This window comes from Actinomyces timonensis DSM 23838 (assembly GCF_000295095.1).
Classification (GTDB): domain Bacteria; phylum Actinomycetota; class Actinomycetes; order Actinomycetales; family Actinomycetaceae; genus Actinomyces; species Actinomyces timonensis.
This window is the reverse complement of record NZ_JH806632.1, coordinates 1040706-1061114: the sequence shown is the minus strand read 5'-3', so window position 1 is coordinate 1061114 and position 20409 is coordinate 1040706. Positions and strand designations below refer to the sequence as shown.

Genomic DNA, 20409 nt, shown 5'->3' with positions numbered 1-20409 from the left:
AGGGCGCCTGGGATGCGAAATCCAGCACATATCGGGCGAAACATCGTGATGGTACCGTTATCTTCAGCGCCGCCTCGCAGGTGGTGCTGCCTCGTTCGAGGATCGAGGACAGTGGCGTCCCCTGCCGTCGCCGTCTCTCTTGGAGACGACTCGCCGCCTCCCTGGGCGCCGCCCCTGTCTCCTCCCCGACGCATCCCCGAAGAAGGACACCGCCATGCAGAAGATGACCCCCGACCTCCTGGGCATGGCCTTCACCCACCCGGTCATCCAGGCTGAGGTCGACTCCGCCGGAGTCATCACCATCAACGGCCAGGAAGTGACGCCGGTCGACGGGCAGGCCCCCGCGGTCACCTGCATCAGCGCGGCCGTGTGGCTGGTGGGCACCCAGTACGGCGATGAGGTTCTCGCCCCCATGCATGTGCGGGTCGGCCAGGACTCCCGCTGGTACGTCCTCAAGGGCGACATCACCGGGGCGATCCTGCGCGGCCCCAACGACACCAACTTCAGCCCCATCGACGCCCTCGATGCGATGGCCTTCGCCTCCGACGACCAGTGGGAGGCGCTCGGTGCGGACGCCCACAGGACGTGGACCAGCGCGGGAGCCCCGGCCGCGGTGGACATCCACCCCGACGAGGCCCTCGCCGTCAGTGGGCCGCCGTCGATCCCCAGCGCCATGGGGCCGTCCGCTGTGCCGTCCGCCGCGCCGGCTTCCGGTGACGCCGCCGCTCCTGGCGCGACCGATCCCACTCCGTCCCCCAGCGCCCCGTCCGGTGCCGAGTGGCGCTCCGCCTCCGCCGACGCCGCAGCCGCGCAGTCGGCGCGAACGCTCCCGGTCCCCGGCGACCTCACCAGCGCTGGTCCTTACTCGGGTGCCCCCGGCGCCGCATCCGGGCCGGGCCACGCGGGCGGTCAGACCGGCGGCGGCTACCAGTCCGGCACTGGTTACCAGGGCTACGCCCCCGGCTATCAGGGCTACGCCGAGCCCATGGGGCCCGCGGGGCCCGCGGGGCCCGTCGACCCTGCCGCGCCTGCGCAGCCCGAGCCGGTCTACTGGCTCCCCCCGGAGCAGCAGGCCCCACCAGCCTCGCAGTCCCCGCAGCCTCCTCAGGTCCCGGACACCCGCGCCTACCCGACGGCGCCCTCGGCACCGTCAGTGCCGTCCGCCTACGGCTCCTCCGGGGTCGTGCCGTCCGCCCAGCCCTCGGCGCCCCAGCCGACAGCGGCCCAGCCTCCAGCGGTCCCCCCGGCCTTCTCCCCATCACCAGCGGTCCCCCCGGCCCTCCCCCCATCACCAGCGGTCCCCCCGGCCTTCCCCGCATCGCCAGCGGTCCCAGCGGCATCGCCCGCCGCGCCGACGTCGTGGTCCGCGCCAGCGGTCCCCTCGCCGGCGGCGCCCGCTCCCGTGGAGCCCACCGTCCAGCAGGCGGAGCCCGAGCCGATCGGCCTCACCCCCGAGCCGGCAGGGCCGGAGCCCGAGGCGCTCGCGGCGGCGAGCTCCCCGGCTCCCCCTGACGACCCGATGCCGGCCCCATCCGTCCCGGACACGCGGCCGATCTCCGCCCCTCAGCGCTGGTTCCCCGAGCCCGCCGCCGAGTCGCCCGCGCAGCCCCAGCAGGCCGCTCCCGAGGCGGAGCCCTTCGCGCCCACGTCCGCCCCCGCCGCGTCGCAGGACTGGAACCAGCCGATGGATGGTATGGGACAGCCCACGCCGTCGTACCGCTACACCTCCAGGGATGTGCCATCGAGCGGGGATGACAGCGCCGCCAGCGGGGCGTCGGGAAGTGCCGGCGGTCACCGGGTCTCCCGCCGCGCCGTCCTCCTGACCGTCGGGGTCGTCGGCACGGCGGGCGCCGTCGCCGTCCTCGCCAAGACGATGATGGGGCCGTCGACCTCCTCGGCCAGCGCCGAGTCGGGCACGCAGCGACCGACCGGGACGATCGCCCTTCCCTCGCACTCCGCGCCCTCGCCGCTCAGCAGCCAGGCGGTCTGGGAGGCAGAGATCAAGCCACAGACGAGCCCCCTTGCGCTGCCCGACGGCGTCGCCATCCTCACGCCGGGATCGACGATCGACGTCCTCGACACCACTGGCGCGCGGGCGAGCAGCCAGAGCGCCCCGGCGGATGCCCAGGCGCTCGTGCTGGGCGCCATGGGAGGGACCGCGGCCATCTGGGCGGTCACCCCGACCGCGATGTCGTGGTACCCGCTGACCGGCAGCACCCTCGGCGAGCCGACGAGCATCACCCCGCCGCAGGGCGCCACGGTGAGCTGGGTGGGGGGCAGCCCGCTCTTCACCCTTCCGAACTCCTCGGCCGCCGGCGTCGACAGCCAGGGCGTCTACACGGTGACCGTGCCCAGCAGGCACACCGCCACCGCCGCGACGGACAGCCACGTCCTCGTCGTGGACGGCAACGCGCACTACTCGCGGATCGCCCGCTCGGGCGCTCTGGGAGAGGGGACGCTCGTCGGCGACGGCGGGGCGGGCGCCGCCCCGGCCTATATCTGCACGGTGACGGCCTCGCTCGTCGCGGTGGGCTGGAACGACACGACCGGCGGCACCCTGGGCCTGTTCAGCGTCGACGACGGCTCCAGCCTCGCCTCGATGCCCGGGCTCGACCTCGCCGCCCTGCCCGCGAGCGTCGTCGCTTTCCCGGAGCGGGGGGCCTACGCGGTGGGACAGGTCGTCATGACCACCGGCGACCAGCCCGCCATCACACAGGCGGCCCTCGCCCCGGCGACCTGCGACGGCGTCTACTACTACGGCCAGAGCGAATCCGAGCAGTGGCTCTACGCCCAGATGTCTGATCCGACGACGACCCAGGCGATCGACGCGGCCTCGCCGGCGATCCCGTGGGGAGGCGCCGGGGACTACTCGTTCGTCGTCGACACCGACGCCGAGACATGGAAGGTGTACGCCCTCGCGCACTGATCCGCGCTACCGCAATATGCGCTGATCCTGCTAGCCTCGTTATCAGCCCGTGACACTCCACCCCCTGGGAGATCCTGTGAAGCATCCCGTCGCCGGGAACGGCGCCCTTGCTCTTGCCATTGCCGCCTCCATCGCGGTCATCAGCCCCTCGGCCACCGCCGATGAGCAGCCTGACCCTGCCGTTGGCGCGCCCGCCGAACCCGCCGCCCAGAACGGCGCCGCCCAGCCTGCTGGTGACCTCAGGCCGGACTTTCCCGCGGACCCGGGCAACGGCGGCGGCCAGGGCGGTGGCGATCTCAAGCCGGGCCTTCCCGCGGACCCGGGCAACGGCGGCGGCCAGGGCGGTGGCGATCTCAAGCCGGGCCTTCCCGCGGACCCGGGCAACGGCGGCGGCCAGGGCGGCGACGCTCCCGAGGAGCCCGAGGTCCCCAAGGCCGACCCGAACTCCGACACCCGGGAGATCGTCGATGGCCGGGCGGAGTTCGACGTCCCGACGGGCGGCAGCTTCGAGTCCCAGCCCGATAAGGGCGTCGGCACGTGGACCTTTGACGAGAAGAGCGGGAAGCCCGTCTTCACCCCTGGCCCCGACTTCGCGGGCGAGGCCTCCGTGACCTATGTCAGCCCCGATGGCACTCGCCACACGCTCACGGCGACCAGCAAGAAGCCAGCCCCAGAGGCGCCCGAGGATCCGGGCACGCCCGACCCCCAGCCCCAGCCGGACCCCGAGCCTGACAAGCCCGCTCCGGGCCCCGACCAGCCCAACCCGGGCCCGGCGCCCCAGCCTGGTGGGCCTCAGAACCCCGCTCCCCGGCCGGGGAACCCTGGCGGCGGTAACGGTGGCGGTGGCGTCGCGCCCGAGGCTCCTGCCCCGGCGCCTGCTCCCGAGGCTCCTTCCCCGGCGCCTGCTCCCGAGGCTCCCGTGCCCGCCCCGGAGGCACCGGCCGCTCCCGAGATCGCTGCCCCCGCGGCACCGGCCGAGCCCCCGGCTCCCGCCGCCCCAGCTGCGCCTCAGGCTCCCGCTCCCCAGGCCCCGGCCGACTCCGGCGCCGCCGCCCAGGGCAACCCCGCCCTGTCCGGAACCACGAACCCCGGCAGCGTCGTCGCCCCGGCCTCGCCCAACCCGGTCCCTGCCGGGCGTGACGGCTCGGCCAACGCCCCGGCGGGCCAGGGCCTGCAGCGCGACGCCACCAACCCCTCCGCGGGCAGCACGCCCAGCCCTCTCGCATCGAGCGCGGCCCCGAACCCCGTTCCGCAGGGCAGCACCGGTCCGAGCCCGACCCGGACCCCGCGCTCGACGTCGACCACCAACCCCAGCGGCGCGCCGTCGTCCGACTCCAGCTCCCAGCAGGCGGCCCCCGCCACCCAGGCGGCGGCGCCGAGCGAGAAGGGCAGCGACGGCATGGAGATGCTCCCCTGGATCCTCACGCCGGCCGCCCTGGTCGGTGTTGGGGGCGCGGCCTGGTGGTTCATGGCGGGTAGGCGCTCCGCCGCTTGAGCCCGCGCCTGATAGTGCACGCATGAGCGGCGGGGCACCGAGCATCAACAATGCTCGGTGCCCCGCCGTGCGTCTCCCTTGCCCCTAGGGCGAGCTGAGGTCCTGCGGCCTTCGTGGCCAGGCATGCGTTGTGCTCGTTGAGCCAGTCGGGCCGGGCGAGGCGGACAGGGGCCGCCCGGGGAAGGGGTCGGATGGGAGCCCGTCGCCATTGACGGGTCCCAGATCCCAGGCTTCCACGCTCCGGCGACGGTTTCCACCGGTCGCGAAAGCCACCAGGGCAAACGCGTCGATTCCGCAAGCTTTCAGCAACTGGGGCGCCGCCCGCCCGCGGGTTGAGATGGCTCGGGAAGACGGGCCCTCCCACACGCGACCCCGGATCATGGCTACTCTTGCCCCGTGAGCCCGTCCTCCGACCCGCGACCCGATCAGCGCATCGCCGTGGTCATCCCCGCCAAGGACGAGGCCGACCGCATCGCGGCGACGGTCCGCGCCTGCCGTGCCATCCCGCGAGTCGACCTCGTCGTCGTCGTTGACGATGGATCCACTGACGCCACCCAGAGCGCGGCGCGCTGCGCCGGAGCCGTCACCGTCCGCCACTCGGTGAGCCGGGGCAAGGCCTCCGCCATGGAGACCGGGGCGGGCGTCGTCGCCATGCGCGACTACGAGGACGGCCCCTCCCGCCTCCTGCTCTTCATCGACGGCGATCTTGGCGACTCCGCCGCCGCCTGCGCCGACCTCGTCCCACCGGTGATCGACGGCGCGGCCGACATGTCCATCGCCGTCCTGCCCAAGCAGGCCGGTGCCGGTGGCAGGGGCCGCGTCGTGCGCGCCGCTCGCCGGGCCATCGCCGCCACCACCGGCTGGGCGCCGGTCGCCCCGCTGTCCGGCCAGCGCTGCCTCACGCGGGAGGCCTACGACGCCGCCCAGCCCTTCGCCGAGGGCTGGGGCGTGGAGGTCGGCATGACCATCGACGTGCTTGTCGCGGGCCTGACCGTTATCGAGGTCCCCTGCGATATCCAGCACCGCGCCTCCGGCAACGACATGGCTGGCAGGCTGCACCGCGCCGCCCAGTACCGCGCCGTCATGCAGGCGATCGCCCGGCGCAAGCTCCGCGGCCAGCGCGTCCCCGCCCATCTGCGCGACGATGACGCGATCCGCGAGCAGGCGCCCTTCAGGGCGTACCGGGCCGTCATGCCAGCCGCCGACGGAGCCCCCGCGGATGCCGGTGGCCAAGAGCAGGACGCGGACGGCCAGGTGGCCGACGAGGCGAGCCCCGCTCCCCAGGAGCGGACCGCCTGATCCGCCGCCGTGCGTGCCTCCTGCGCGCGGCGGATCAGACCGGCAGGTCGGGCGCTTTCTTCGTGCCTGTCTCTGAGCGCCCGCTCGCCCGCGCCCGCAGGATGAGGGGCGCGGCAGCGGCGGCTGAGATGACCGCCATGGAGAGCCCTGAGTCGTTGAGCAGGGTCTCGACGACGACGAGCGCCCCCAGTCCCACTAGCGCGGGCCTGATCCACAGGGGCGTGGGAGCCGCCGCGACCAGCCACTGGTAGGCGGAGCGGCCCTCGCGCCACGCCCGGCGCTCCCGAGCCCCCCACCAGGCCGCGCTGGCGATGGCGATCAGCCCCGCCGCCAGCGCCGCCAGGGCGAGCCCGCTGCTGACGAAGGGGGCGATGAGGGCCCCAGCCTTGCGCCCCAGCGTGCTCCAGGCCGAGCCGTCGGTGAGGCCCGCGGCGAAGCGCCCCAGGTGGGTGCGCCGATCAGCCGGGCGCGTGAGGTCGAGGGCCGCCAGGATCGCCCCGACCACCAGCATTCCCGCGCCCGCTCCCAGGCCGGCGCGCAGCCAGCCCCGCCGTCCCAGCCGTGGGGCCGCCAGCGCCACCGCGAGGACCACGAGCACGGGCGCGAGCGTGAGGGCGCCCCCCAGATCCGCGCCGAGCCAGGGCGCGCCGTCGAGCACGAGCGCGCCCCCGCCCACGAGCGCCACGAGGCCGACCGTCCAAGCGCGGCCATGGGGGGCGAGGGGGCGGAGCGCGGCGATCACGACGATGAGCGCGGCGGCGGCGATCGCGAAGCCCGTGTTGGACATGCCGTAGAAGCGGCCCGCGACCACGGCATCCATGCCGAGGGCCCCGTTGAAGGCCAGCGGCGCCCCGAGCGCGGCGTCGAGCAGCCAGGCCAGCGCCGTCGCCCCGGCGACCAGCGCCACGGGGTGGTGGGCGGCCCGGGCGGCGAGGGCGATGACCCCGGCGAGCACGGCGCCGATGAGCAGCATCGTGGCGAGCGCGGCAGCGACGGTGGCCCACGAGGGCTCTCCCGCGCCGGCGCGCCACCAGGGGAGGGCACCGGACAGGAGCGCGGCGAGGGGCAGGCACGACGTCGTCAGCCCGGCCGCCCTCAGGGACGCCATCGTGCGCGGTGGGCGCGGGCGCCGCAGGGCCAGGGCGGCCGTGAGCGCGAGGACGCCAGAGGCGATGATGATGAGCAGCGCGCTTGGGATCGTGGCCATATGGGAGGCGCGGGCGCGCAGCGCGTCGTCGGCGAGCCTGTCGATAGCGCCAGTCCCGGTGCCGGTGGTGGCCCTATCGGCGGCGTCCGCGTCCGCGGCCGGGGGAAGGGAGACGGGGAGGGCGAGCGCGCTGCCCGTCATCCGCGCGGTGCCGCTGGCCCCCCGCGGGCTCCCGGTGAGCGCGGCGAGGATCGTGGGGGCGAGGTCGGTCAGTTGGATGAGTCCCGCCTGGTGGGTGGAGGCGCCGACGAGCAGCCCGTCGTCCTCGCCGCGTGGGGAGGTGGTGCCCGCGGGAAGGATGCCGATCTGCGGGCCGGGACTCTCGGCGTCGGCCACGGAGACGATGATGATCCTCGCCCGCGGCGCCGTGGCGAGGACCGCCTCGCGGGCGCGGGCCAGAGCGGTCACCCGCTGCTCGGCGGTGGTGGCGCCCGTGGCCGTGTCGACGAGGGCCAGGCCGCTCGGGCCGGAGGTCAGGATCTCCTGGAGGCTCCCGCTGGCCGGGCTCCCCCCGCCCTCTGCGCCCCTCATGCTGGCCGCGTCCTCCGTGGCCAGCGCGAGAGCAGCGGGTTCCCCGACGGCCGCCACTGGCGCTCCTGCCTCGGCCAGCGCCGTCGCGAGCGAGCCCGGGTGGGCCTCGTAGCCGGAGTCGCGGGTGGCGGCCAGGGCGGATGCGGCGTCGGGAGTCTCCAAGCAGGGGGGGGAGCCCGGCGCGGAGGAGGCGGTGGGGGGCAGGGCGCGGGCGCGGGAGCCGGCGCCGAGGGTCAGCCATCCGTCGGCCGGGCAGGTGGCCGGGTTAGCCGAGCGCACGACGACGTTGACGGGCTCGCCACTGCTCGCGGCGTCGAGGAGGGCGCGGGCGTCGCCTGCGGCGGGGGAGGAGGAGCCCGCGATCTCGCGCAGGTCTCCCCAGGTGAGGTCGCGGGTGCCCAGCACGACGACAGGCGTGGGCTCGGCGGTCTCCTGGGGCTGGGGCGCCGTCGGCTGGGCGAACGCCGAGGACGCCATGCCGACCATCGTGAGGATCATCCCGAGGACGGTGAGCAGAATGATGCCGTAGACGACCGCGCGCGCGAAGCGCTGCTGAGGGTTCCGACGTCGGCTGCTCACCCGAGAAGCCTACGGTCCTCCCACGCGAGACCGGTAGAACTCATGATCGAAACCGGGCGATCAGCACGGCGAGACCGGTTCACTGTCCACAGGCTCGACGGACGACGCGCGTCCTTCGATGAGACTGTGGATATCCGCCCGGTTTCGCGGTGCTGTTCGCCCGGTCTCGGCGAGGGGGAGGGGTCAGAAGTCGTAGGCGTGGACCGCCAGGGTGACGGACACGTCCGGATCACCACTGGCCGGCAGCTCGACCTTCCCGGAGAAGGTGTACTTGACCGTCTGGTCCTTCGGGTTCTTGTCCCATGTCGAGGGGTCCTTCCGGTAGCTGAAGACGATCGTCCCGCTCTTGAACGTCGAGGCGTCGTCCATCGTCACCGTGCTCGCCGGAGTCGTCACCGAGAGCGACGCCAGGTCCGTGGCCTGCAGCTCGTAGGGGCAGAAACTGTCGGTATTGGTCGGCGGTGTCACACAGCTCGTTGCCTTCTCGTTGACCTTGGTCAGGACGAACTGCTTGAGGTCCTCGGTCGCCTCGCCCTCCACGGAGATCATGGCACCCGAGGCGCCGCCGTCCTTGGGTGAGATCGTGGCTGAGGACTTGTCGGTGGTGACGTAGGTGGAGTTCGCCGATGCGGTGGCGATGGGGTAGATGCCGGGGTACATGTACTGGGTGGCAGTACCGCCGGTGCTGTCCGAGGACGCCATCGCCTTCGAGCCCTTGCTCGGGTTCTCCAGGGTGACCTCCGTGCCGCCCACGCTGAGGGCGCCCAGGGACTCGGAGGACAACTGGACGGGCATGGCAAGCGAGGTCTCGACCTTCCAGTTGTTGAGCAGGCCGAAGGACTTGTCCTCGGCGGACACGAGGAAGGTCTCGGTGAACTGCTCGCCGTCAAGGGACAGCGTGGCCTTGACCTGCCTCTCGTCGCCGCTCTTGTCCTTCTCCTCGACGTCGACCACCGTGATCCGCGACGTCGCCGCTGACATGGCCGAGTCGGTCAGGAGGGCGCGCTGATCGTTCGACACCCCCGGGTCCACCATGGCCGTCGCCTCGGAGGCCTTCCCCTCGGCCACGAGATCGAGGTACTTCTCGACTGCCTTCTCCGGTGTGCGCTGGTTGTTGAGCAGCTCGACGGCGACGAAGACCCCCATGAGGAGCGCGAGGCAGGCGACGACGGCGCCCGTCACGAGCTTGAAACGACGGCGCGCCTGGGGGCTCATGGGAGCCGGGGCCGCCAAAGCGGGCGCCGCGCCGGGTACTGCACCGCCCGGGGCGGCAGTCGCGCCCGCGGGGAACGATCCCGTGCCGCCGGCGCCGAGCGGGTAGGCCGCGGTGCTGGGCGCGCCCAGCGGGAACGTCCCCGTGCCGGGAGTGACCGTGGACATCCCAGGCGGCGGGGGAGTGGATGCGGCGGCAGCATCGGCCGACGCATCGGCCGAGACCGCGGGCGCGGCCGCGAACTGGCCGGGCACCTCCGCGAACTGGCCGGGCGCCGCCTGGAACGCCCCGGTGGTGGGCAGGCCCGCGACCCAGCGGTCGACGGCGGCGCCCCCGCCGACGCGCCGCAGCAGCGAGCCCGCATTGGAGTAGAGCAGGCCCGGGACGTACTCGGCGAGCACGGAGATCACCAGCAGGATGAGCACGAGCGTGAGGGACGACCACCAGGACGGGCCGAGGGAGGCGCCCTCGCTGCTGGAGCCCGCGCGGCTGACTGACAGGCTTGCATGGAACCTCAGGGGCACAAGCAGGTGGAGCGTCACGACGGCGAGGACGAGGCCGACGACCGGCAGCTGCCAGACGCGCTCGAAGGAGGGGGCGGCCAGGCGCTGGCGGCGCGCGCCGATACGCGCCGCTGCCACCGCCAGGAGCAGCAGGACCGCCAGGAGCAGCAGGGCTGACCACCCGCCCAGCAGATCCCAGACCATGCCCGTCTTCGACCCGGTGATGAAGGGGAAGCCGTCGAGGAGGTCGTTGCTGCTGCGGCTGCTCGCGGACGTCGAGGCGGCCCCGAGCGTGCCCAGGCTGAGCGCGTAGACGAGCAGATTGCCGAGATAGACGGGGAGCGCAAGGATCGCGGGGGCGGCATCGTTCAGGACGGTGCGCACAATGAACCCCACGACGACGATCGGCCCGAGGACGACGCCGACCGCCCAGGCGAGCGCCCCCACCTCCCGGATCACCTGCTGGACGGCGCCGGGGGCCCGGGCCAGCAGGGCGCTGCCCGCGCGGGCGGCCGTCAGCGCGCCGAAGACGATGAGCCAGACGATGAGGAAGATCCACACCGGCGAGGCGTGAATGCTGCCGTTCTTGAGGTTGCGACTGATTCCCTCGCCGGACAGGGAGACGATGCCGGTGAGGAGGCAGCCGACAATGGCCACCACGAGGGCCTCCAGGGCCGCGCGCAGGGCGACCGCGCCGACGGGCGCCCAAGACTCGTCGCGCGGCGCGCGGCGGCGAGCGAGGAGGTAGACGATCGTCGCCATCGCGCCCAGCGTGCCGAGGGGGAGCATGGACGCGCCGACGGAGAGCGATCCATCGGAGCCCCCGTCGATCCCTCCCGTCAGGTGGCCGCCCAGGCTGTAGCCCATGGCGACCAGGAGCAGGGAGATGCCCGACGGCGCGTTGTCGACTGCGGCCGTGATGGCCACGAGGATGAGGATCGCGGAGACGAGCGCCGTGCCGAGCACCGCCGCGAGGGTCAGCAGGAAGGAGATCTGCGCGGGCGCGCGGCCCAGCGGTGACAGCGCCTGGGACACGACGCTCGGCGGCCCCTGAACGGCGGGCTGGGTGGGAAGCCCCTGGGCCGGGAACTGCTGGGGCGCGTAGACGGCGCCGGGGTAGCCGGGAGGGGGCGGGGCCGGGTAGGGCTGGGGCGGATTCTGCTCGCCCGCGCCCTGCTGGACCGCGCCCTGCGCGCCCAGATCCGGCGCCGCCTGCTCCTGCAGCGGCTGCTCCTCCGCGGCGGGCTGAGGCACGGCCGCGGAGTCCTGGGTCCGCGCCTCTTCAGCGCTGTCACCGGAGCTGCCGCCGGAGGCGGGCTGATCGTCTGGAACCGTGGATTCGTCACTCATGATGCGCCTTCGGGATCGAGGGTGAGGCAGGTCTCATCCTCCCACGGCTCCGTCCCTGACGTGCGCCGGGTCCGCATTCTGGGGGCGGAGGCGCGCCCCGCCCCTTCCCCCGGGCGGCGACGGGGCGCCGCGGCGGGCCTTGTGGACGGGGGCGACGCGCCGCGGCGGGCGCGGATACCCTCGGGGCCATGAGCGCTCCTGTCTGGTCCTTCCTCGGTCCCGCCGGCACCTTCAGCGAGATGGCCCTGCGCGCCGTCGCGCCCGCGGGCATCGACGTCGAGCCCTGCCCCGACGTGCCCACCGCCCTGGACCGGGTGCGCGAGCGCGAGGCCGCCTCCGCCGTCGTCCCCATCGAGAACTCCGTGGAGGGCGGCGTCAACGCCACCATCGACAACCTCATCGCCTCCTCCCCTCTGGTCATCACCGCCGAGGTGGCCATCCCCATCACCTTCGTGCTCGCCGGGCGCGCCGGCGCCCGCCTGGAGGACGTCCGGGCCATCTCCACCCACCCCCATGCCTGGGCGCAGTGCCGCGGCTGGGCCCACGCCAACCTCCCCGACGCCGTCTACGTGGCGGGCACCTCCACCTCCGCCCCCGCCAAGGCGCTCGCCGAGGGCGGCGAGACCGGCTTCCAGGCGGTCCTGTGCAACCCGCTGGCCGCCCAGCAGTACGGCCTGACCGTCATCGCCGGCGGCGTGGCGGACAATCCCGACGCCGTCACCCGCTTCGTCGTCATCTCCCGGCCGGGGCGGGTCGCTGAGCCCACCGGCGCGGACAAGACGACCCTCATGGTCCAGCTCCCGCACGACCGCGCCGGCGCCCTGCTCGACATGCTCGAGCAGTTCAGCGCCCGCGGCGTCAACCTCTCGCGCATCGAGTCCCGTCCCGTGGGCGATTCCCTGGGCCGCTACCGCTTCAGCATCGACGTCGAGGGGCACATCCGTGAGGAGCGCGTCCAGGCGGCCTTCATCGGACTGCACCGCACCTGCCCCATGGTCCGCTTCCTCGGCTCCTACCCCCGGCTCGACGGCCGCCCCGTGGTGGTCAGCGCGGGCACGAGCGACAAGGACTTCACGGTGGCGCGCGCCTGGGTGGCCGACGTCCTCGCCGGCCGAACGCTCTGAGTCACCCCTGGGTCACCCCTGGCTCATCCCTTCCGCGGCACACGGACGATGACGGCGCCGGGCTCCACGCGCACGCGCACCCGCCTGGCGGGGGCGAGGATCTCGCCGTCGATCTCCAGCGGGGCGGGTTCGTCCAGGCTCACCACCGCCTCGCGCCCGCGGCTCAGGCGCGCATCCGCCAGCCCCCGCCCGGGCGCCGAGTAGCGGGCCGGCGAGGGCGGCAGCACCTGGCGGGCGAGTGAGGCCCAACCCGCCAGGCCGTGCCTGACATCGATGGCGGCGACGTCGAGCGCGCCGTCGTCCATGCGGGCGGCCGGCAGGAGGCGGATCCCGGCGGGCAGTCGGCCCGAGTTGGCGATGAGCAGGCAGCGGGCGGTCACCTCCTCGCTCGCCCCGCCGTCGAGGCCGATGGCCATCGGCAGGCGCGGCGCTCCCAGGGTCCGGGCGGCCGCGATCGCGTAGGCGCCCCAGCCCGCATGGCGCTTGAGGCCGGCGCGGGTGGCGGCCACGAGCCGGGCGTCGAATCCGATCCCGGCCACCACGAGGCAGGGCTCCGAGGGTGATCCGGCGGCCTCCAGCGCGTCCGTGCTCACCTCCAGCAGGTCGATCGGGGCGGCCCGGTGCCCCGCTGTGCCCGCCGCCAGGCGCAGCGCCGGCCATCGGCGCAGCGGGAGTCCCAGCCCCCGGGCCGCGAGGTTCGCCGTGCCGAGCGGGACGATGCCGAGCTCAGCGGTGCCGCCAGCGCCGCGGGCCCGGGCCACGCCGTCGGCCACGGCCCGCACGGTCCCGTCCCCGCCAGCGGCGACGACGAGCCCGGCGCCGGCCTCCACCGCCCTCGTGGCTTGGAGCGCCCCGTGCTGCTGGCGGGTGGTGGCCGCCCAGTCGACGCGCTCCCACCCCGCGGCGCGCAGCTCGGCGGCGAGGGCGGCGCGCAGGCGCGGCGTCGCCCCCCGCTTGGAGGGGTTGACGACGACGCAGGCCAGGGCGCCCATATGGCGGCGAGGGCTCAGGCGGTGGGCGAGGTGAACTCGCGGATGGGCAGCCCGGTGTCGCGGATGAGCGCCGTGCCGATCTCGGCGAGCTGGGCGAAGTCCTCGGTGCGCGAGGAGGAGGCGCGGTGGACCAGGGCGATATGGCGCACCGGCGCCGGGTCGGCGAAGCGGGCCACGCCGTGGGTGTCCGCGCTGCCGAGCATGCCCAGCGCGCCCTCGGGGATGACGGTGACGCCCACCCCGTGCGCCACCATCCGCATGACCGTGGACAGCGTGGTGGCCACGGCCACCGGCGGCCGGTTGCCGTAGCGCTGGCACAGGGCGAGGGTCTGGTCGCGCAGGCAGTTGCCCTCGTCGAGGAGCAGGAGGTTCTCGTCGTCGAGCTCGTCGGGGGAGACGTCCTCGCGGCCCGCCCAGGGGTGGCCGGCGGGGGTGAGGATGACGAGCGGCTCATCGAACATCGGCGCCGCGGTGATGCGGGGGAGCCTGGAGTCGACGGCGAGGATGGCGGCGTCGAGGCGCCCCTGGCCCAGCATGTCGAGGATGTCCCCGGTGACCATCTCGCGGAGTTCGGGCTGGAGCTGGGGGTGGTTCTCGCGCAGTCCGTCGAGCAGGACCGGGGCGATATAGGGGGCGAGGGTCGGGATGACCCCGAGCCTCAGCGCTCCCGTGAGAGCGGCGCCCTGGTTCGTGACGGCGTCGGAGAAGGCCTCCGCCGCGAGGACCGCCTCGCGGGCGTAGGACAGCAGGGTCTCACCGAGGGGCGTGACGAGCACGCGCCGCGTGGTGCGCTCGACGAGCTCCCCGCCCACCCGCTTCTCCAGGGCGGTGATGGCCTGGGAGAGGCTGGGCTGGGAGACGCCGAGGGTGGCAGCGGCCTCACCGAAGTGCTGGTGGTCGCACAGCGCGACGAAGGCGCGCAGCTGCGAGAAGGACGGCAGCGAGGAGGAGGGCATAGCGATTCCTGGGGTGAGGATGGGGCATGTATCGGGGGTGGGAGTGTGGAGGGATCCGGGACACGCTTGTCCGTGCAGGGACGGGCCGCGCGAGGGGGTTGGGCGGCCCAGGGAAGCCGCGTCGGACGGGTGAGCTCGCAGGTGGAGCCGCTATTGATCTCACTATAGGCGCTTATCCAATGAATGCAGAAGTATTTTAAGGAGACTCGGAGTGTCCGCTCATTCAGCGGACATTCAGCGGGTGACGGGAACCGCTGCCGGCACCCCCCGCCGCGCGCGGGATCGACGGCGCGCCCCGGCCCGGCCGCTGGCTACACTCGGCCCCATGATCGATCTGCGCGAGCTCCGTGAGAACCCCGAGCCGTACCGCGCCAGCCAGCGCGCCCGCGGCGGCGACGTCGACCTCGTCGACCGCATCATCGCCGCCGACGAGTCCCGCCGCTCCCTCCTGGGCGCCTTCGAGGCCCTGCGGGCCGAGCAGAAGAGCGTGTCCAAGTCGATCGGCAAGGCCTCCCCGGGCGCCGAGCGCGACGCCGCCCTGGCCAGCGCCAAGGAGCTCGCCGAGCGCGTCAAGGCCGCCGAGGCCGCCGCGAACGACGCCGCCACCGAGCTCGACGATCTCGCCCGCCAGTTCCCCAACCTCATCGCCGGCGCCCCCACCGGGGGCGAGGAGGACTACGTCGTCCTGCGCCATGAGGGCGGCGAGCCGCGCGACTTCGGCGCCGAGGGCCTCACCCCCGCCGACCACCTGGCCCTGGGCGAGGGCCTGGACATCATCGACACGCGCCGCGGCGCGAAGGTCTCCGGCGCCCGCTTCTACTACCTCAAGGGCGCCGGCATGCGCCTGGAGCTCGCGCTCATGACCGCCGCCCTGGACCTGGCCACCCGTCACGGCTTCACCCCCATGACGACGCCGACCCTCGTGTCCCCCGCCGTCATGGGCGGCACCGGGTTCCTCGGCGCCCACAGCGACGAGATCTACTACCTCCCGGCTGACGACCTCTACCTCACCGGCACCTCCGAGGTGGCCCTGGCCGGCTACCACACCGACGAGATCCTCGACCTCGCCGCCGGCCCCAAGCGCTACCTCGGCTGGTCCACCTGCTACCGCCGCGAGGCCGGCGCCGCCGGCAAGGACACCCGCGGGATCATCCGCGTCCACCAGTTCAACAAAGCGGAGATGTTCTCCTACTGCCGCCCCGAGGACGCCGAGGCCGAGCACGCCCGCCTCCTCGCCATGGAGGAGGAGATGCTGGCGCTGGTCGGCCTGCCCTACCGGGTCATCGACACCGCCGCCGGGGACCTGGGCACCTCGGCCGCCCGCAAGTTCGACTGCGAGGCCTGGCTGCCCACCCAGGAGCGCTGGATGGAAGTCACCTCCACCTCCAACTGCACCACTTTCCAGGCCCGCCGCCTGGGCATCCGCGAGCGCCGCGAGGGGGGCACCGCGCCGGTGGCGACGCTCAACGGCACGCTGGCCACCACCCGCTGGATGGTGGCGATCCTGGAGAACCAGCAGCGCGCCGACGGCGCCGTCGTCGTCCCCGAGGGCCTGCGCCCCTACATGGGCGGCCTCGAGGTCATCGAGCCCGTCGAGCGATGAGCCTGGACCGGTCGCGCCGCCCCGAGGCGGGGGAGGCAGAGGCGCCCGGCCCGGGCGAGCAGTGGGGGGCCGCCGATGACGTGCGCCCCTCGGGCGCGCCGCTGACTGACCTCGACCCCGACTCCGCCCCGGCCCTCAGCCTCGGGGGAGCCACCCACTACCCGGGGCCCGCCGGGGCCCGCCCCCTGGACGACGACGCCTACGCCCTGCTCGTCGCCAACCGAGCCGAGGCCATCGCCCCGATGCTCGACGCCGCGGAGCCAGCAGGCCCGACTGGTCCTGCGGGTTCGGCGGGCCCGGCAGCGTTCCGCCCCTCGCTCGGGCCCGGCCTCATCGTCGCCCTCGACGTCGACGGCACCATCCTCGACCGCGACGGGCGCGTCTCCGACCGCGTCCACGCCGCCCTGTCCCGCTTGGACGCGGCCGGCGCCCAGATCGTCGTCTCCACGGGGCGCAGCGTGTTCGCCTCCCTGCCGGTGGCCCACCACATCGGGGTCCGCCACGGCTGGATGGTCTGCGCCAACGGCGCCCTCACCCTGCGCCTGGACCCCGCCCTGGAGCGCGGCCACGAGGTCGTCGACTCGGTGACCTTCGACCCCACCCACGTCATCGCCACGCTGCGCGAGGCCATCCCGGAGGGGATCTTCGCCGTCGAGGTCCCCGATGAGGGCTTCCTCGTCACCCGCCTCTTCCCCGAAGGCGAGCTCATCGAGGACCAGCGTGTCGTCAGCCACGAGGAGATCGTCTCGCGGCCCGTCAACCGCGTGGTGCTGCGCGCCCCGGCGATGAGCCTGGAGGAGTTCAGCGATCTCGTGCGCACCACGGGCTCCTCGACCGTCGAGGAGTACTCGATCGGCTGGACCTCCTGGCTCGACGTCGCCCCCGAGGGCGTCTCGAAGGCGACGGCGCTCGCGGGCCTGGCCGAGCGCCTCGGCACCGACGCCTCCCAGGTGGTGGCCGTGGGGGACGGCACCAATGACATCGAGATGCTCCGCTGGGCCGGCCTGGGCGTCGCCATGGGCTCCGCCCCCGAATCCGTCAAGGCGGCCGCCGACATCATCACCGAATCCGTCTGGCACGATGGATGCGCCGCTGTCCTCGACGCCCTCGTCGACCTCCTGACCACTCGATCCCCGCGGGCCGCTGAGAGAGAAGAGCCCTGATGAGCCCCATCATCCGCCGTCCCTACCCCGCCCAGGGCGCCCGGAGCGCCGCAACCGCGGGGGGCGCTCCCGGCGCTGCCGCGGCCGCTGCCGGCAGCGGCGGCCCGATCCCTCCCCGCCCCTCGCGCCGGGCCCTGGGGGCGGCGACGGCGCTCGCCCTGGCCGGTATCGGCCTGGCTGGCTGCGCGCCCAAGGGAGGCGGCTCGGCGCAGGCCAGCGGCACCCCTGGCTGCGACGTGGACCCGGCCCTGCGCGGTACCTCGCTCACGCTCACCTCGCCGCTGACCGGCGTCGAGGGCCAGCGCCTGGAGGCGTCCCTGGAGGCCTTCACGACCTGCACCGGCATCAGCGTCGTCCACACCGGCTCCGACACGCTCGAGGAGGACCTGCGCGCCGGGCGCCACGGGGACCTGGCGATCATTCCCCAGGCCGGGATCGTCTCCGAGCTCGTGTCCGATGGCCAGCTGGTGGCCCTGTCCAACCAGGTCGGGGCGAATGTGGAACTCGGCTGGGAGCGCGCCTGGGGCGAGGCAGGGACCTACAGCGGCACGCTCTACGCCGCGCCCCTCATGGCCGCCGTGAAATCCTTCATCTGGTACTTGCCGTCGGCCTTCTCCAAGGCGGGGTACAAGGTGCCCACCACCTGGGCCGAGCTGGAGTCCCTCACGAAGACGATGGCCTCTGCCAGCGCCGCGGGGGCGGGGGCCACGGCCAGCCCGACGGCGAGCGCGAGCGCCGCCGCGTCCCAGGCCACCGCGCAGGCCTCCCCGAGCGCGAGCCCCGGCGCCAGCGCCGAGCACCCGGTCCCCTGGTGCCTGCCGGTGGCCGACGGCCCCACGAGCGGGTGGACGGTCACCGACTGGCTGGAGGACGCGATCCTGGCCACCCAGGGCCCGGGCGCCTACGACGCCTGGGCGTCGCACAAGGTCCCGCTCAACGACCCTACCGCCGTGCGCGGCCTGGACTCGGTGGCCTCCCTCGTGCTCGCCGACGGCCATGCGCTCGGGGGCCGGGCGGGCGCCTCCTCGATGACCATGGAGGCCGCCGCCACCGCCCTGGCAGAGGGCCGCTGCTACATGGTCCATGCCTCGAGCTCCTTCGAGACCGTGCTTCCCGACGGCGGCGCCGACTTCGACGCCTTCCTCGTGCCGGCCGCCTCGGATGACGACACCCCCGTCCTCGTCGGCGGCGACTACCTCGTCTCCTTCTCCGACAGCCCCGGCGCGAAGGCACTGGCCGAGTACATGACGAGCGCCGAATGGGCGCAGGCGAGGGCCGCGCTCGGCGGGGTGGCCACCGCCAACCAACGGGTGGACGCCTCCTCCATCGGCTCGCCCGTGGGGAAGCGGGCCACCGAGATGCTCCAGTCGCGCCAGACCCTCATCCGCATGGACGCCTCCGACAAGATGCCCCCCGAGGTCGGCACGCACGCGCTGTGGGCGGCCCTGGCCTCGTGGGCCGCCGGCACCCTGGACTCCAAGGCCGCGCTCGCCCAGGCGGAGAAGGCCTGGCCCACCAGCTGAGTCCAGCGGGTGACCCCGCTCACTGGTAGCCTGCGCTGCATCAGACATGGGCGGCGATGGCGCTCCTCCGCGTCCGCGAGCCCCCATTGGCACTGGGTCGAGGAGGACTCATGGGACTGGGATGGTTCGGCGCGCCGGAGCACAACCGCTGGCTCGCCGAGGAGACGCACGCGCTCCTGCGCTACGGGCGGGCGGCGCGGGTTCCCGCCGGCTTCGGATGGATCGGGCCCGACGGCGTCGTCGACACCTCCCATCCCGTCGAGCTGTGGATCACTGGCCGCATGACCTTCGCCTTCTCCCTGGGCACGCTCCTGGGGATCCCCGGCTGCCGCCGCTACGCGGATCACGGCGTGCGGGCCCTGACCCATGTGCTGCGCGATCATGAGCACGGGGGCTGGCACTCCGCCGTCGGTCACGAGCTGGACGCCGAGGGCCACGGCGTCCCCACCAAGGAGGCGGCGCGCAAGGAGTGCTACCAGCACGCCTTCGTCATGCTCGCCGCCGCCGCCGCGACGGCCGCCAACCGGCCCGGCGCCCAGGAGCTGCTCGCCGAGGCCTGCCGCGTCGTCGAGATGCACTGGTGGGACGAGTCCTACGGCATGCCGATCGAGTCCTACGCCGCCGACTGGAGCGACCCGGAGGACTACCGGGGCCTCAACGCCGCCATGCACACCGTCGAGGCCTTCCTGGCCACAGCCGACGTCACCGGGGACGCCGTCTGGCTGGAGCGCGCCATCCAGATCATCGACTTCGCCGTCAACGTCCACGCGCGCGACCACGACTGGCGCCTCCCGGAGCACTACGACACCGGCTGGCACCCGCGCCTGGACTACAACGAGGACGCCCCCGCCCACCCGTTCCGCCCCTACGGCGTCACACCCGGGCACGGCCTGGAATGGTCGCGCCTGACCGTCCAGGCGCGCGCCGCGCTCGTGGGACGGGGCCTGCTCGTGCCCGACTGGATGCTCGACGCGGCTGAGTTGCTCTTCGACCGCGCCCGCACGGATGCCTGGAGGGTCGACGGCGGGCCCGGCTTCGTCTACACCACGGGCTTCGACGGCAAGCCCATCGTCCACGAGCGCATGCACTGGGTGGTGTGCGAGGGCATCTCCGCGGCCGCCGCGATCCGCCAGGCCCTGCTCGACGACGGCCGCCGCGAGATCGAGGTGGAGCTCTACGAGCACTGCTACCGCTCCTGGCTGGACTACGCGGAGGAGTTCCTCATCGCCTCGCCCGGCGTGTGGTGGCACGAGCTCGACGCCTCCAACGCCCCGTCCACGCGGACCTGGAACGGCCATCCGGACATCTACCACGCCCTCCAGGCCACGCTCATGTCCCGCCTGCCGGTGGGGCCCTCGATGGCCCAGGCCATCGCCGAGGGCCGCCTCGACCACCCCTCCTCGGCCGCGCCAGTCCAGGAGAACGGGAAGGGGGCTCGCAGGCGGGGGCTCTTCGGCCGGGGCTGATGCGGTAGGGTCGGGTCTGCCCGGTGGCGACGTCGGGCCATGGAGGAATGACAGAGCGGCCGAATGTGGCGGTCTTGAAAACCGCTGTGCGCCTCGCGCACCGGGGGTTCGAATCCCTCTTCCTCCGCGGCGGCTGCGGCTGCTCAGGCCTCGCGCCCCGCTTTGCGGGGCCGGGGTGCCCTGGGGTAGTCTCGCAGCGCGCTTCGCGTCTGGAGACGTCGCATAGTGGCCTAGTGCGCCTCCCTGCTAAGGAGGTTGGGGTGGAAGCCCCTCGGGGGTTCGAATCCCCCCGTCTCCGCCAGGCAGCCCCGGGATCACCCTCCCGGGGCTTTGTCGTGCTCGGGGTGGGTTGCGAGGGGCGGACGAGCGGGCAGGGCAACGAGCACGACGGCGAGGCCAGCGCCTGCCGCTCCCTGCCCCAGCGCCCGCCCCGCAGGATTTCCCAGGCGCTTCACAGTGAAGTCAGGGGTGTGCTCCCA

General features: G+C 73.9%; 12 protein-coding genes and 2 tRNA genes. 10 read left to right on the top strand and 4 right to left on the bottom strand.

Features of this window, described 5'->3' with window-relative positions; translation table 11 throughout:
- Positions 1-214: 214 nt before the first annotated feature.
- The 3 genes from A1QA_RS0104715 (at position 215) to A1QA_RS13505 (ending at position 5720) form a co-directional block, all read left to right on the top strand.
- The gene (locus A1QA_RS0104715) at positions 215-2926 is read left to right on the top strand and encodes a hypothetical protein (RefSeq protein ID WP_026048693.1); all 2712 of its coding nucleotides are present in this window, start codon (positions 215-217) and stop codon (positions 2924-2926) included.
- Between the two features lie 76 nt (positions 2927-3002).
- Entirely contained in the window at positions 3003-4421 is a 1419-nt protein-coding gene (locus tag A1QA_RS16680) for a hypothetical protein (RefSeq protein ID WP_026048692.1), read from the top strand.
- A gap of 396 nt (positions 4422-4817) precedes the next feature.
- Positions 4818-5720: a glycosyltransferase gene (locus tag A1QA_RS13505; RefSeq protein WP_017177770.1), complete on the top strand. Its 903-nt coding sequence runs from the start codon at positions 4818-4820 to the stop codon at positions 5718-5720.
- A 34-nt stretch (positions 5721-5754) separates the two neighbouring features.
- On the opposite strand, the gene A1QA_RS13500 is transcribed toward A1QA_RS13505, so the two are convergent.
- Entirely contained in the window at positions 5755-8037 is a 2283-nt protein-coding gene (locus A1QA_RS13500; RefSeq protein WP_017177769.1) for a hypothetical protein, read from the bottom strand.
- 183 nt (positions 8038-8220) lie between these two features.
- On the bottom strand, positions 8221-11103 hold the full coding sequence (locus A1QA_RS13495; RefSeq protein WP_017177768.1) for a hypothetical protein: 2883 nt from the start codon (positions 11101-11103) through the stop codon (positions 8221-8223).
- 188 nt (positions 11104-11291) lie between these two features.
- Between A1QA_RS13495 and pheA the strand changes: the two genes are divergently transcribed.
- Positions 11292-12227 carry a prephenate dehydratase gene (pheA, locus tag A1QA_RS0104690; RefSeq protein WP_017177767.1) on the top strand — a complete coding sequence of 312 codons (936 nt, stop codon included), beginning with the start codon at positions 11292-11294 and terminating at the stop codon, positions 12225-12227.
- A 23-nt stretch (positions 12228-12250) separates the two neighbouring features.
- Here pheA and A1QA_RS0104685 read toward each other — a convergent pair whose 3' ends face one another.
- Both A1QA_RS0104685 and A1QA_RS0104680 read right to left on the bottom strand, forming a co-directional pair.
- Positions 12251-13219 carry a diacylglycerol/lipid kinase family protein gene (locus A1QA_RS0104685; protein WP_017177766.1) on the bottom strand — a complete coding sequence of 323 codons (969 nt, stop codon included), beginning with the start codon at positions 13217-13219 and terminating at the stop codon, positions 12251-12253.
- A 14-nt stretch (positions 13220-13233) separates the two neighbouring features.
- Positions 13234-14175, bottom strand: coding sequence for a hydrogen peroxide-inducible genes activator (locus A1QA_RS0104680; protein WP_017177765.1), 942 nt, complete (start codon positions 14173-14175; stop codon positions 13234-13236).
- Positions 14176-14500: 325 nt separating this feature from the next.
- Here A1QA_RS0104680 and serS point away from each other — a divergent pair, with 325 nt between their 5' ends.
- From serS to A1QA_RS0104650, 6 genes are all read left to right on the top strand, one after another.
- Positions 14501-15778, top strand: coding sequence for a serine--tRNA ligase (gene serS, locus A1QA_RS0104675; RefSeq protein ID WP_017177764.1), 1278 nt, complete (start codon positions 14501-14503; stop codon positions 15776-15778).
- Positions 15775-16941, top strand: coding sequence for an HAD family hydrolase (locus A1QA_RS13490; RefSeq protein WP_017177763.1), 1167 nt, complete (start codon positions 15775-15777; stop codon positions 16939-16941). The genes serS and A1QA_RS13490 overlap by 4 nt, the downstream gene beginning before the upstream one ends.
- Positions 16941-18464 (top strand): ABC transporter substrate-binding protein, encoded by a 1524-nt coding sequence (locus A1QA_RS0104665; RefSeq protein ID WP_017177762.1) that lies wholly within the window; start codon positions 16941-16943, stop codon positions 18462-18464. Before A1QA_RS13490 ends, A1QA_RS0104665 begins: the two co-directional genes overlap by 1 nt.
- Before the next feature lie 110 nt (positions 18465-18574).
- Positions 18575-19930 carry an AGE family epimerase/isomerase gene (locus tag A1QA_RS0104660; RefSeq protein ID WP_017177761.1) on the top strand — a complete coding sequence of 452 codons (1356 nt, stop codon included), beginning with the start codon at positions 18575-18577 and terminating at the stop codon, positions 19928-19930.
- A 41-nt stretch (positions 19931-19971) separates the two neighbouring features.
- A tRNA-Ser gene (locus A1QA_RS0104655) sits at positions 19972-20057 on the top strand.
- 84 nt (positions 20058-20141) lie between these two features.
- Positions 20142-20231, top strand: a tRNA-Ser gene (locus tag A1QA_RS0104650).
- Positions 20232-20409: the final 178 nt, after the last annotated feature.

Coding starts and splice junctions, on each gene's coding strand:
- A1QA_RS0104715 (WP_026048693.1), top strand. CDS start 215: ATGCAGAAGATGACCCCCGACCTCCTGGGCATGGCCTTCACCCACCCG.
- A1QA_RS13495 (WP_017177768.1), bottom strand. CDS start 11,103: ATGAGTGACGAATCCACGGTTCCAGACGATCAGCCCGCCTCCGGCGGC.
- pheA (WP_017177767.1), top strand. CDS start 11,292: ATGAGCGCTCCTGTCTGGTCCTTCCTCGGTCCCGCCGGCACCTTCAGC.
- A1QA_RS0104685 (WP_017177766.1), bottom strand. CDS start 13,219: ATGGGCGCCCTGGCCTGCGTCGTCGTCAACCCCTCCAAGCGGGGGGCG.
- A1QA_RS0104680 (WP_017177765.1), bottom strand. CDS start 14,175: ATGCCCTCCTCCTCGCTGCCGTCCTTCTCGCAGCTGCGCGCCTTCGTC.
- serS (WP_017177764.1), top strand. CDS start 14,501: ATGATCGATCTGCGCGAGCTCCGTGAGAACCCCGAGCCGTACCGCGCC.
- A1QA_RS13490 (WP_017177763.1), top strand. CDS start 15,775: ATGAGCCTGGACCGGTCGCGCCGCCCCGAGGCGGGGGAGGCAGAGGCG.
- A1QA_RS0104665 (WP_017177762.1), top strand. CDS start 16,941: ATGAGCCCCATCATCCGCCGTCCCTACCCCGCCCAGGGCGCCCGGAGC.
- A1QA_RS0104660 (WP_017177761.1), top strand. CDS start 18,575: ATGGGACTGGGATGGTTCGGCGCGCCGGAGCACAACCGCTGGCTCGCC.